This is a genomic window from Novosphingobium sp. Sphag1I (assembly GCF_056279125.1).
Map to the genome: position 1 here is coordinate 20913 of NZ_JBWBQS010000029.1, position 13524 is coordinate 34436.

The window sequence follows — 13524 nt, forward strand, 5'->3', positions numbered from 1 at the left end:
ACCCTCATCCACAACCCACATCATGCCGGGGCGATTTACGCCTACTTTGCCCCGACAATTTGATTGAGATCAAGCCCATCCTTGGCATGGATTGGGAAAGCGTCGAGCGACAGGTTTCCGATTTGGAGCAGTTCGTCATGACAGCGCAGAGGGCGATCACCAAGACCGAACAGAACAGGGCGCTGGGGCTTAGCACTCTGGCCTTTACCGCCTGTTTCGCCGTGTGGACAATCTTTGCCATCATCGGGATCCGGATAAAGGCCGAACTCGGTCTGAACGAGGCGCAGTTCGGCCTGCTGATCGGCACGCCGATCCTGACCGGATCGCTGGTCCGACTGCTGCTGGGGGTCTGGACCGACCTGTATGGCGGCAAGCGGGTCTTTCCCTTGACCATGCTGGCCTCGGCGGCCTCGACCTTTGCGCTCGCGCGGGCCGACAGTTACCCCGCGATGCTGCTGGCCGCGTTGGGCCTTGGGCTGGCGGGCGGCGGCTTTGCGGTGGGCGTTGCCTATGTGTCCCGGTGGTATCCGCCATCGCGTCAGGGAACCGCGCTGGGCCTGTTCGGCTTGGGCAATGTCGGGGCGGCCGTTACCAGTCTTGCGGCCCCTTTCGCCATGGACGCCTTTGGGTGGCGGTATACGGCGCAAATCTGGGCGATGGCGTTGGCCGGATGCGCGCTGCTCTTTTACCTGCTGGCCCGCGATGATCCCTCCTTTGCAGCGCGGCGGGACAATCGCGCCGCCGCGCCAACGCTGGAGGACCTGCTCCAGCCACTGCGGCGCGAACAGGTCTGGCGCTTTTCGCTCTATTACTTCTTTGTTTTCGGCTCTTTCGTGGCGCTGGCCCTGTGGTTGCCGCGCTATATGATCGGCGTTTACGGCCTCGACCTTAAAACCGCAGGCGTGCTGGCCACCACTTTCAGCCTCTCGGCCAGCCTGTTTCGGGCCTATGGCGGCGTGCTGGCGGATCGATATGGGGCGCGGCGGATCATGTATGCGTCCTTCGGCGTGTCGCTGCTGGTACTGTTCATGCTGTCCTATCCGGCCACCGATTACACGATCCATGGGATCAAGGGCCCGATCACCTTTTCCACCTCGATGGGACTGGCGCCTTTCGTCGTCGCGCTATTCGTGCTGGGCCTGTTCATGGCGCTGGGCATGGCGGCGGTGTTTAAGCATATTCCGGTCTATTACCCCGATCATGTCGGCGCGGTGGGCGGACTGGTGGGCATGGTCGGCGGGCTTGGCGGGTTCGTCCTGCCCATCGTGTTCGGCGCGATCAGCGATCTGACCGGCATCTGGACCAGTTGCTTTGCCGTCCTCTTCGCGCTGGTCGCGGTGGCGCTTGGCTGGATGCATCTGGCGATCCGGCAGATGGAGCGCAAGGCGGGCGGCATCGAGCGCGCCGCCCTGCCCCAATTGCCCGAAATGATCGCGCTGCACGATCCAACCCGCCATGGCGCCCCTGCGCCAAAGGTGCTGGCCGACTGGCGTCCCGAGGACCCCGCCTTTTGGGAGACGACGGGCGAGCGCATTGCGCGGCGCAATTTGATGATTTCCATCCCGGCCCTGTTGCTTGCCTTCGCGGTCTGGATGGTCTGGTCCGTGGTGGTGGCGAAACTTCCCCTTATCGGTTTCGACTATACCACGGACCAGTTATTCTGGCTGGCGGCTCTGCCCGGACTATCGGGGGCCACGCTGCGGATTTTCTACAGCTTTATGGTGCCGATCTTTGGCGGGCGCCTTTGGACCACGCTCAGCACGGCCTCGTTGCTGATCCCGGCCTTTGGCATCGGCTATGCGGTGCAGAACCCCGGAACGCCCTATTTCATCTTTCTCGTGCTGGCCCTGCTGTGCGGCTTTGGCGGCGGCAATTTTGCCTCTTCCATGGCCAATATCGGCTTCTTCTTTCCCAAGGCGCGCAAAGGCAATGCCCTGGCCCTTAATGGCGGGCTGGGCAATCTGGGCGTGTCGGCGATGCAGTTCCTTGTGCCGGTGGTCATCACCGGCGGGGTCTTCGGCGCCCTTGGCGGAGAGCCGCAACGGGCCGGCACGGGCGCGCATCTGTGGCTGCAAAATGCGGGCTTTGTCTGGGTGCCATTCATCATCGCCTCCAGCCTGCTGTCATGGTTTGGCATGAATGACATTGCCGATGCCAAGGCTAGCTTTGCCGAACAGGCCATCATCTTTCAGCGCAAACACAATTGGCTGATGTGCTGGCTCTATACCGGCACCTTCGGCTCCTTCATCGGCTTTTCCGCCAGCCTGCCGCTGTTGGCCAAAAAGGAATTTCCGGCGGTGGAGGCGCTGAAATATGTCTGGATCGCCCCGCTGGTAGGCGCGATCAGCCGGGCGGCAACGGGCTGGGTTGCCGACCGCTGGGGCGGGGCGCGCGTCACATTGTGGGTCTTTGTGGCGATGATCGCGGGAACCTTCGGGGTGATGCATTTCCTTCAGGCCAAGGACTTTGACGGCTTCCTCGCCATGTTCGTCTTCATGTTCTTTGTCACCGGGGTCGGCAATGCCTCCACATTCCAGATGATCCCCAACATCATGCGGATCGAAATTCCCCGCCTGATGCCCGGCCTTTCCGCGCCCGAGATCGAAAAGCAGGCGGGCAAGGAATCGGCGGCCATCGTCGGCTTCACCTCGGCCATCGCGGCCTATGGCGCCTTCTATATCCCCAAGGCCTTTGGCAGCTCGATCACGCTGACAGGGTCGCCCATCCCGGCGCTCTGGTGCTTCCTTGCCTTTTATATCAGCTGCGCCGCGCTGACATGGTGGACCTATGCCCGACGCGGCGGCCTGCTCCATGCCAGCGAGCATGGCCTGAACCCTCCCCTCCCGCTTGCCTCAGGAGCCTGCGCATGAGCCATCTGCTCGATCGCCTCACCTTCTTCCGCCAGAAGAAAGAGCCCTTTTCAGGCGGCCACGGCGTGACCACCGGCGAGGCGCGGGATTGGGAGGACAGCTATCGCCAGCGCTGGCAGCACGACAAGATCGTGCGCAGCACGCATGGCGTCAATTGCACCGGGTCATGTTCGTGGAAGATCTACGTCAAGGGCGGGATCATCACATGGGAAACCCAGCAGACCGACTATCCCCGCACCCGGCCCGAATTGCCTAACCACGAACCGCGCGGCTGTCCGCGCGGGGCCAGCTATTCGTGGTATATCTATTCGGCCCAGCGCCTGAAATATCCGATGATCCGCAAGCGCCTGATCCGCCTGTGGCGAGAAGCGCGCGCCAAATTGCCGCCCGTGGCCGCATGGGCCTCGATCCAGAACGATCCGGCCAAGCGCAAGAGCTATACCGCGATCCGTGGCCATGGCGGTTTCGTTCGCTCGACATGGGACGAGGTCAACGAGATCATCGCGGCGGCCAATGCCTATACGGCGCGAACCTATGGGCCGGATCGGGTCATCGGCTTCTCGCCTATTCCGGCCATGTCGATGGTGTCTTATGCGGCCGGCGCGCGCTATCTGTCTTTGCTCGGCGGCACCTGCCTGTCCTTCTACGACTGGTATTGCGACCTGCCGCCCTCCAGCCCGATGACATGGGGCGAACAGACCGATGTCTGCGAAAGCGCGGACTGGTACAATGCAGGCTTTTTGATGCTGTGGGGCAGCAATGTGCCGCAAACCCGCACCCCGGACGCCCATTTCATGACCGAGGCGCGTTATCGCGGGGCCAAAGTGGCCGTGGTCAGTCCCGATTATGCCGAAGCGACCAAATTCGCCGACCTCTGGCTCAATCCCAAGCAAGGCACCGATGCCGCACTGGCGCTGGCGATGGGCCATGTCATCCTGCGCGAATTTCACCTCGACCGGCAGGTGCCCTATTTCGAGGACTATTGCCGCCGCTATTCCGACATGCCGATGCTGGTGCGCCTTGTCGAACTCGATGGCCGTCTGGTGCCCGAACGCCTTTTGCGGGCCAGCGATTTTGCGGGCAACCTTGGCGAGAGCAACAATCCGGAATGGAAATGCGTCGCCATCGACGAAAACAGCGACGAGGTGGTGACGCCATCGGGCACCGCAGGCTTCCGCTGGGGCGAAAAGGGCAAGTGGAACCTGGATGAAAAGGATGGTCAGGGGCGGCCCGTCAAACTCCGCCTGACCGCGATCCTCGATCAGGATCACGACGAGGTGGTCGAAGTCGGCTTTCCCTATTTCGGCAATCGCGAACATGACCATTTTGCGGGCACCGATCATCCCGATGTGCTGATGCGGCGCGTGCCGGTGCGTGAAATGGATCTGGTCGGGGGGCGGGCTTATGTCGCCACGGTCTTCGATCTGCTTTGCGCCAATTACGGGCTTGATCGCGGGCTGGGCGGCGATTTCGTGGCGCGCGATTATGCCGATATGACGCCCTATACCCCGGCATGGGCGGAAAAGATCACCGGCATTCCCGCCGACCATATCATCACCATCGCCCGCGAATTCGCCGCCAATGCCGAGGCGACCGACGGCAAATCCATGGTCATCCTGGGGGCAGGGTTAAACCATTGGTATCACATGGACATGAATTATCGGGGGATCATCAATCTTCTGGTGATGTGCGGCTGTGTGGGTCAATCGGGCGGCGGATGGGCGCATTATGTGGGTCAGGAAAAGCTGCGCCCGCAGACCGGCTGGGCGCCGCTGGCCTTTGGGCTGGATTGGGCGCGCCCGCCGCGCCACATGAACGGCACCAGCTTTTTCTATGCCCACACCGATCAATGGCGTTACGAAACGCTGGGAGTCGAGGAAATCCTCTCACCCACCGCGCCCAAGGGCGATTGGAACGCCAGCCTGATCGATTATAACGTCCGGGCCGAGCGGATGGGCTGGCTGCCCAGCGCGCCTCAGCTTAAGGTCAATCCGCTGGAGGTGGGCAAGGCGGCGATCAACAGCGGAATGGAGCCAAAGGATTACATTGCCGGGGCGCTGAAATCCGGGGCGCTCGAACTGTCCTGCCTCGATCCCGACGATCCGGCCAATTGGCCCCGCAATATGTTCGTCTGGCGCTCGAACCTGCTTGGCTCGTCGGGCAAGGGGCATGAATATTTCCTCAAGCACCTGCTGGGCACCGCGCATGGCGTTCAGGGCAAAGATCTGGGCGAGACGGGCCAGCAAAAGCCCGTCGAGGTCAAATGGCATGACGAGGCCCCCAAGGGTAAGCTCGACCTGCTGGTGACGCTCGATTTCCGCATGTCGACCACCTGCGTCTATTCTGACATCGTTTTGCCCACGGCCAGTTGGTATGAGAAGGACGATCTCAACACGTCCGATATGCATCCCTTCATCCACCCGCTGTCGGCTGCGGTCGATCCGGTCTGGGAATCGCGCAGCGACTGGGACATTTACAAAGGGCTGGCCAAGACATTTTCCGAAGTCGCGCCGGAGGTTCTGGGGGTCGAACAGGACGCGGTGCTGACCCCGATCCAGCATGACAGCGCCAACGAACTGGCCCAGCCCTTTGAGGTGGCCGATTGGGGCCGGGACCAATGCGAACCGATACCGGGCAAGACCATGGCCACCGTGGCGATTGTCGAGCGCGATTATCCCAACCTCTACAAACGCTTCACTGCCCTTGGTCCGTTGATGGACAGACTGGGCAATGGCGGCAAGGGCATCGCATGGCCCACCACGCGCGAGGTGGATAATCTCAAAAATCTGAACGGCACGGTGGATGAGGAAGGGCCGAGCAAGGGCAGGCCCCGGATCGATACGGCCATTGATGCGGCCGAGGTGCTGTTGATGCTGGCGCCTGAAACCAATGGCGAGGTGGCCGTCCGGGCATGGGCCGCGCTGTCGCAGAACACCGGGCGCGATCACACCCATCTGGCCCGGCCCAAGGAAGAGGAGAAAATCCGCTTTCGCGACGTTCAGGCCCAACCGCGCAAGATCATCTCATCCCCTACATGGTCGGGGCTGGAAAGCGAGCATGTCTGCTATAATGCGGGCTATACCAATGTCCACGAACTGATCCCCTGGCGCACCCTGACCGGGCGCCAGCAATTGTATCAGGATCACACGTGGATGCAGGCCTTTGGCGAGGCCCTGTGCGTCTATCGCCCGCCCATCGACACCAAAGCGGTCAAACCGATGCTGGATAAGGCCGAGGGGCGCCGGCATGTCGTCCTCAACTTCATCACTCCGCACCAGAAATGGGGCATCCATTCGACCTATACCGACAATCAACTGATGCTGACGCTTTCACGCGGCGGGCCGATTGTTTGGATGAGCGAAGTGGACGCCGCCAAGGCGGGCCTTGTCGACAATGACTGGGTTGAAACCTTCAACACCAACGGGGCGCTGGTGGCCCGCGTCGTCGTGTCGCAACGGATGAAGGAGGGCACGCTGTTCATGTATCACGCGCAGGAGAAGATCGTGAACATGCCCGGTTCCCCCCTCACCGGCCAGCGCGGCGGCATCCACAATTCTGTCACCCGCGCGATCCTCAAGCCCACCCATATGATCGGCGGCTATGTCCAGCAGGCCTATGGCTTCAACTATTACGGCACGGTCGGCTCGAACCGCGACGAATTCGTGATCGTGCGCAAGCTGGACAAAGTGGACTGGCTCGAAGGGCCTCTGGCCGAAGGGGAGAATGCCGTATGAAAGTCCGCGCCCAGATCGGCAAGGTGCTGAACCTCGACAAATGCATCGGTTGCCATACCTGTTCGGTCACCTGCAAGAACGTGTGGACCAGCCGCGAGGGGCTGGAATATGCCTGGTTCAACAATGTCGAAACCAAACCCGGCCTTGGCTTTCCCAAGGATTGGGAGAACCAGCAGCGCTGGAACGGCGGATGGGAGCTGCGCCACGGGCGCCTGCAACCGCGCATGGGGGGCAAGTGGCGGCTGCTGGCCAAGATTTTCGCCAATCCCGACCTGCCCGAAATCGACGATTACTACGAGCCTTTCACCTTCGATTACGCGCATCTTCAGCAAGCGGGCGAAAGCAAAGCCTTCCCCACCGCCCGCCCGCGCAGCCTGATATCGGGGCGGCGGATGGAGAAGATCGAGGGCGGGCCGAACTGGGAGGAAATTCTGGGCGGGGAATTTGCGAAACGCGCCGCCGATTACAATTTCGAAGGCGTCCAGAAAGAGATCTACGGCGAATTCGAAAACACCTTCATGATGTATCTGCCGCGCCTGTGCGAGCATTGCCTCAACCCGACATGCGTTGCGGCCTGCCCCTCCGGCTCGATCTATAAACGGGAAGAAGATGGCATCGTCCTGATCGATCAGGAAAAATGCCGTGGCTGGCGAATGTGCGTCTCGGGCTGTCCCTATAAAAAGATCTACTTCAACTGGAAAAGCGGCAAGAGCGAGAAATGCATCTTCTGCTATCCCCGGATCGAGGCGGGGCAGCCGACGGTATGTTCGGAAACCTGCGTCGGGCGTATCCGCTATCTGGGCGTGATGCTGTATGACGCCGACCGGATCGAGGAGGCCGCCAGCGCCGAGAATGTGCAGGACCTCTATCAGGCCCAACTCGACATATTCCTCGACCCCCACGATCCGGCAGTGATCGAACAGGCCCGCGCCGATGGAGTGCCCGAAGCATGGCTGGAGGCGGCACGGCATTCGCCGGTCTGGAAAATGGCGATGGAATGGAAGGTCGCCTTCCCGTTGCACCCGGAATATCGCACCTTGCCGATGGTCTGGTATGTGCCCCCGCTCTCGCCCATCAATGCGGCGGCCAGCGCGGGCAAGATTTCGGCCCATAATGGTATGCCCGACGTTCGCAGCCTGCGCATTCCGGTCAAATACCTCGCCAACCTGTTGACCGCGGGCAAGGAGGAGCCGGTGATCGACGCGCTGGAGCGGATGCTGGCGATGCGCGCCTATATGCGCGCCAAAACGGTCCGGGGCGTGATCGAAGAACCGATTGCCGCAGGCGTGGGCCTGTCGGGCGCCCAGATCGAGGAAATGTACCGCATCATGGCCATCGCCAATTACGAGGACCGCTTTGTCATCCCCAGCGGCCACCGTGAAGATGCCGAGGACATGTATGACGAGCGCGGGGGCTGCGGCTTTTCCTTCGGCAATGGCTGTTCGGGGGGAACATCGCAAACCAACCTGTTCGGCGCCCCGGCCCGCAAGAAACTGCAAACCCCGACGGAGGTGTTTTGATGCGCCATACGCTCCTCATCCTGTCGCATGTGCTGCGCTATCCCACACAGGAATTGCAACAGGCCGCGCCCGAACTTCTGGCGATGCTCGAACTAGACGGTGTGCTGGAAGGCGGCCAGATCGAGAAACTCAACCCTCTGGTCGAGGCGCTGATCGAGGAGGAATTGCTCGATCTGCAGGAGCGCTATGTCGGCCTGTTCGATCGTGGCCGGGCTGTCTCGCTGCATCTGTTCGAACATGTCCATGGCGAGAGCCGCGACCGGGGACAGGCCATGGTCGATCTGCGCAACCGCTATGAGGCGCAAGGGCTGGAAATCACCGCCAACGAATTGCCCGATTATCTGCCAATGTTCCTCGAGTATCTCTCTTGCCTTCCCTCGCAACAGATACTCGGGGAACTTGCCCAGCCGGGGATCATCCTGCACGCGCTGGCCGAAAGGCTGGTCGAACGCGATACGCCCTATGCGGGCGCGATGCAGGTTCTGGCCGGATTGGCGGGCGCGGGGGGCGAGAGTTTTGCCATCGCGCCTGCGGACAACCCCGATGATCTGGCCGCGCTGGACGCCGCATGGGCCGAGGAACAGGTCCGTTTCGATACGCCTGCCCCTGCGGACGCCGGGGAAGCCTGCCCAAAAACGGCGGCCATGCTCGCCCGCCTGCGGCCAACCGATGCGCAGAGGAGCCAGACCCATGGCTGATTTCATCCATCACCTGCTCTTCGGCATCTATCCCTATGTCGCGCTGAGCGTCCTTATCGTGGGATCGGTGATCCGTTATGATCGCGAGCCTTATTCGTGGCGGGCCGGATCGAGCCAGCTTTTGCGCCGTAAACAACTGATCGTCGGGTCGGTGCTGTTTCATCTGGGCGTGCTGATGATCTTTGCCGGGCATCTGGTCGGCCTGTTGACGCCCATCGCCATCTGGGACGCGCTGGGCGTGCCGCATGGGGCCAAGCAAGTGCTGGCCATGAGCGCGGGCGGCATAGCGGGCCTCATGGCGATTACCGGGGCCAGCCTGCTGATCCACCGCCGCTTTTTCGATCCCCGCGTGCGCGCAGCCTCGAATTTCAGCGATAATATGGTGATTCTGCTGCTCTGGCTTCAACTGGCGCTGGGCCTCTCGACCATTCCCGTCTCGGCCCAGCATCTGGACGGGCATGAAATGGTCAAATTCATGGAATGGGCGCAGGGCATCTTCACCTTCCGAGGCGCGGCCGCCGATCAGATCCGCGATGTTGCCCCGGTGTTTAAGCTGCACCTGATGCTGGGCATGACCATCCTGCTGCTGTTTCCCTTCACCCGTCTGGTTCATATGTTGAGCATGCCGGTGCGCTATATCTGGCGTTCGGGCTATCAGGTGGTGCGTTCGCGCAAATTGGTGACCCGTCATGGATGACCTGGACGAATATCCGCGCGTCGCGGTCAACGGCAGAGAGATACCCCCAGCCGCCATCGCCGCCGAAACTCAGCACCACCCCGCAGGCAATGCCGCCGCCGCGCGCCATGCCGCCGCCGAGGCACTGGTCATCCGCCAACTTCTGCTCGATGAGGCCGAACGCCTGAACATCGCGGCCACCGCCCTTGTCGACGATCAGGGCCACCCGCTGTCGGATGATGAAGCAAGGATCGAGGCCCTGCTGGCCGCCGAGGTCAAAACCCCGCGCGCCGATGAAGCCACCGCGAGGCGCTATTACGACAGCCACCGTGCCCGTTTCCGCTCCGTGCCTCTGGTCGAGGCCAAACATATCCTGTTTGCTGCCGACCCGGCCGATACGCTGGCCTATGGTCTGGCCACGGGGGACGCAAGAACCGCGATCCGCACTCTGCTGGCTGATCCGCAGGCTTTTGCCGAAATGGCGCGGCGTCATTCGGCCTGCCCGTCAAAGGATCAGGGCGGGATGCTGGGCCAGATTGCCCCCGGATCGCTGGTGCCTGAATTTGAGGACATATTGTTCGCCCTTGCGCCGGGCGCGCTGCATCCCGATCCCGTCCGCACCCGTTTCGGGGTCCATATCATCCGCGCCGGACGGAGGCAGGAAGCGCGCGACCTGCCCTTTGAAGCTGTAGCGCACAAAATTGCCGACTATCTGGAGGAAGCAAGCTGGCGGCGGGCCATTGCGCAATATGTCGCCCTGCTGGCCGCCAATGCCAGGTTGGAGGGGGTCGTGATAGGGACTGCTGCCGGGCCATTGGTGTAATGAAAGGGTAACGACGGAAATCCGTTCGTCTCAATCTTCGAAGGCCAACCCGCCGAAAATTCCGGCACGGTTCACCCTGTGGCCGGGCCATTTTCGAACAAGCGTTGCAGCAACCCTTTCATACGCCGGCATTCAAGGCATTCTGGAGTTCGGCAATCGCCTCGATGACATCCTCGAATGGTGGCGGGTCGCCGAAAATCATGCCGCTCATCGCCCGATAGTCCTGACGCAAGTCGTCGATCATGTCGCCCTCCGGACATAATGCGAATGTCAGCGCCTTTGCCGATGCCAGATCGAAATCCGGCCGGTTGAAGAACATGCGGGCATGGGCGACGCAGTCTTCGCCGAGCGCCCGGTTGGCCATCGCAACCTGCCCGGCCTCGGACTGGGTCAGCCGATAGAGATCGTAGTAGTGGCGCGAAATACGTTGACCGTTGCCGCGCAATTGGCCGCGAATCTCATACCATCGCCGCAATCCATGAATGATCACGACCTTGTCCCAGAAGGTCCGTTCGGCATCAACCACGGTGACGCCTTGCACAGCTAGATTGATGCCCGGGACATCGGCATCGACATAAGGAGTGATCGTCCGGACCGAATTCGGATCGAGCGCCGATTTGGCGCCCGATTCGATCTTCACCGACTTGGCGATATAGGCATCCGTTGGCGTCACGCTGGAATAGACAAGGAGGAGCGTCTGCCGGTCGAACGCATCGGGCTTGATCTGGATGGCATCATTCCCAAGGCCCGTGCGAGCGCAGGTCTCGGCGCTGAGACTTGCGAGGCGTTCCGCCAGCGGTCCGTTGATATAGGTTTCGCAGGCATCCCTGATCGCATCGAGCGCACCCATCCGCTTCTTGCCGCTGAGTGCCGCCAGTTCCCCAACCGAAGCGGGCACCCCGAGATCGTCGCGAAAGACGGTCACGTCGATATCTTCGGAAAAGCGCTCAATCAGCCCGAATGCCTTGGAAAGCGACGTGCCACCCTTGAAGAGCAAGCGGGGGCCTTCTCCCAGTCCGTTGAATAGAGCGTCGAGCGTCCAGCAAACCCAGAAATCCTTCTCGACATTCTGCGGCGTCGTCCCAAGGCGCTGGGCCGTTGCTGTGAACAGTCCGCTGCGGGTTGGCGCATCGGCGCGCAGAATTTCATCATAAGTAGCGTTCATGCCGAGGGCTTCTTGTCGATCACAAGCGGCCGCAGGATGTCCTGCATCCATGCAGGGAGCGTGATCAGGCCATCGGCAAGATCGGCCCTCAGAGACGCGCCGTGATCAGGGTCGGTCAGAAGGGAGGCGAGCCGATCACGCCATTGGCCGGTATCATCTCCGGACATGATGTCACGCAGCCAGTGCAGCGCCTGGACAATCCGCATGGCGGGGCGCCCGGCCCAGAACAGCTTGCTGGCCGCCGTCTGTTTGAAGGTAATGGTAAGATTGTCGAGCTTGATGGATTTCGGTCGCGCCTCACTATGCACGACAATCTTCGCCGGCACGGCATTGGTGAAGCCGAGATCGTTGGCGGCGGTCATGCCGTCCACCAGCACGCGGATCTGATCCCGGCGCGCGACAGCGTCGATGACCGCCCGCGGCTCGGGCACGCTGTCCTGCCGGGTCAGGCTGTTAAACTGCGGCTTGTCATAGAGCCCGCGATCTATCCGCCGCAGTTCGCCCCATTTCACCAGGCGCTGAAGGCTCTTATCGACGGCGTCGCGACCGGCAAGATCAAGAAAATCGGCCGGGGTCCAGACAGCACTTGTCGCTCCGCGACCAACACGATCGAGGATCTGCGCTTTCAGGCTGGGAGGCATGGCGTCCATGTCCGATATATGTAGCATGATTTCGGACAAAGTCCATTCGCGACATGTCCGAAAGATGTAGACGAATTTCGGACCTAGCAGGCGCAAGCCGCACCTGTCGTTGACTTGTCGCAGCGATCGATGCAAAGTCAAAGTCGGCCTTGAGCAGAGGCCTGCCGCCTGCAACAGCGAAGCCAGAATGGCACTGCGACATTGAAAACCATCCATCGTGTTTCCCCAGCTTTGGGGGCGGTAGCAGGCGACGTCGGTCCGAAGCTGACGGAGAATTACGATGTCATACGAATACACAACGCTCGCCGGACTGAAATCGCTCGCTAAGAAAATCCAGGCCGAGCATAGCATTCCCCATCATCAGGCGCTCGAACTGGCCGCCCGCCAAGGTGGATTCGCTGGCTATGTCAATGCCAAGCGCAAACTGCCCGAACAGCGGGACGCGTGGTCCAACATCACGGTCCGGCAGAACTGGTGGGGCTATGAAACCCGTGATGGCGGCACGGCCGAAATCACATTGCCCGTCAAGACACCGCTCGCCAAACTGGTTCGGCCCCACCATCCGACCGGTTACCTAGGCTCTTGGCGGATCAGGGATACCGAGATTGTTGAGTAGCGCCGAGAATTGACCCAGGGGGGATGTGGGATATGTGCTGCCCAAGGCGGGCAAGGATCGTTGCGGCAAAGCCTGCGAGAAAATCGCCGGAGGCCACGGCCAAAATAACGATGCTGAGAAGGGGCGGTCATTGTCCAATACCTTTCTGCCCGCAAAGGCAGGCCGGAGAAGGCAACACTTGGGCTGACGCCTGACCGAGAGGTTGCTCTATCCCGGTAAGACCAGACTTTAATCCGATCTTTTTAGGCCTGCAAGATGGCTCCGCATGGCAAAAGTGGAAACACTCAGGTCACGATAAGTTCCAAAACATCCGGTGTGTTGAACCCAACCGTATGGCGTGCAGCACCTACTCTGCTGCGCTATAAAAGTCGCCACCGTATCCGGACATGGAGATTACGTCTCGGCGCTGTCCATAGCTGCCGTACAAAGCCGCGGAAGGAGGCGCCAGAGGCGGTCCTCCATCCATCCAGCACTCAAGGACTGGCCCCTCCGGCAAAATGGGTGCGGTTCAGAGACACCCAAGCAGCGTCATGAAGCAGGATCTATCGCAGCAAAAAAGTAACTTAAAGCACGTCTTTCGCGTAATTTTCCAGCAATCTATCCGGCCAGCGCGCAACAACATTGGAGCGCGCGGAGAGGATCCACCACAACTTGCGCCTGATATCACCGGTTTCACCATCAGGCTCTAAGTGCCTGACTCGAAAGATCACCAAACATAGCAATACCTTGCAGTTCTGCGGGTGAGCATGCGGATGGAAGCGATCGTTGCCCAGGCGGTGGA

At 61.1% G+C, this 13524-nt stretch carries 10 protein-coding genes; 7 read left to right on the top strand and 3 right to left on the bottom strand.

The window, feature by feature from the left end:
* The first annotated feature begins 59 nt into the window (after positions 1–59).
* The 6 genes from ACZ9HU_RS21630 to ACZ9HU_RS21655 are packed head-to-tail and all read left to right on the top strand — an operon-like array spanning position 60 to position 10321.
* On the top strand, positions 60–2870 hold the full coding sequence (locus ACZ9HU_RS21630) for a nitrate/nitrite transporter (RefSeq protein ID WP_476107961.1): 2811 nt from the start codon (positions 60–62) through the stop codon (positions 2868–2870).
* Entirely contained in the window at positions 2867–6604 is a 3738-nt protein-coding gene (locus ACZ9HU_RS21635) for a nitrate reductase subunit alpha (RefSeq protein WP_476107962.1), read from the top strand. The genes ACZ9HU_RS21630 and ACZ9HU_RS21635 overlap by 4 nt, the downstream gene beginning before the upstream one ends.
* Positions 6601–8124, top strand: a complete 1524-nt coding sequence (gene narH / locus ACZ9HU_RS21640) for a nitrate reductase subunit beta (protein ID WP_476107963.1) — start codon at positions 6601–6603, stop codon at positions 8122–8124. Before ACZ9HU_RS21635 ends, narH begins: the two co-directional genes overlap by 4 nt.
* Entirely contained in the window at positions 8124–8822 is a 699-nt protein-coding gene (gene narJ / locus ACZ9HU_RS21645; RefSeq protein ID WP_476107964.1) for a nitrate reductase molybdenum cofactor assembly chaperone, read from the top strand. The genes narH and narJ overlap by 1 nt, the downstream gene beginning before the upstream one ends.
* A complete protein-coding gene (narI, locus tag ACZ9HU_RS21650; protein ID WP_476107965.1) occupies positions 8815–9519 on the top strand; it encodes a respiratory nitrate reductase subunit gamma in 705 nt (234 codons plus the stop codon). Before narJ ends, narI begins: the two co-directional genes overlap by 8 nt.
* A complete protein-coding gene (locus ACZ9HU_RS21655; RefSeq protein ID WP_476107966.1) occupies positions 9512–10321 on the top strand; it encodes a peptidylprolyl isomerase in 810 nt (269 codons plus the stop codon). Before narI ends, ACZ9HU_RS21655 begins: the two co-directional genes overlap by 8 nt.
* A 118-nt stretch (positions 10322–10439) precedes the next feature.
* Here ACZ9HU_RS21655 and ACZ9HU_RS21660 read toward each other — a convergent pair whose 3' ends face one another.
* Both ACZ9HU_RS21660 and ACZ9HU_RS21665 read right to left on the bottom strand, forming a co-directional pair.
* Positions 10440–11537, bottom strand: a complete 1098-nt coding sequence (locus tag ACZ9HU_RS21660) for a nucleotidyl transferase AbiEii/AbiGii toxin family protein (RefSeq protein ID WP_476107967.1) — start codon at positions 11535–11537, stop codon at positions 10440–10442.
* Positions 11483–12136: a DUF6088 family protein gene (locus ACZ9HU_RS21665; RefSeq protein WP_476107968.1), complete on the bottom strand. Its 654-nt coding sequence runs from the start codon at positions 12134–12136 to the stop codon at positions 11483–11485. Before ACZ9HU_RS21665 ends, ACZ9HU_RS21660 begins: the two co-directional genes overlap by 55 nt.
* Before the next feature lie 271 nt (positions 12137–12407).
* On the opposite strand from ACZ9HU_RS21665, the gene ACZ9HU_RS21670 reads away from it, so the two are divergent.
* The gene (locus ACZ9HU_RS21670; protein WP_476107969.1) at positions 12408–12743 is read left to right on the top strand and encodes a hypothetical protein; all 336 of its coding nucleotides are present in this window, start codon (positions 12408–12410) and stop codon (positions 12741–12743) included.
* 563 nt (positions 12744–13306) lie between these two features.
* Here ACZ9HU_RS21670 and ACZ9HU_RS21675 read toward each other — a convergent pair.
* Positions 13307–13524, bottom strand: a 218-nt coding sequence (locus tag ACZ9HU_RS21675; protein ID WP_476107970.1) for a hypothetical protein, incomplete at its 5' end; no start/stop codon positions are given.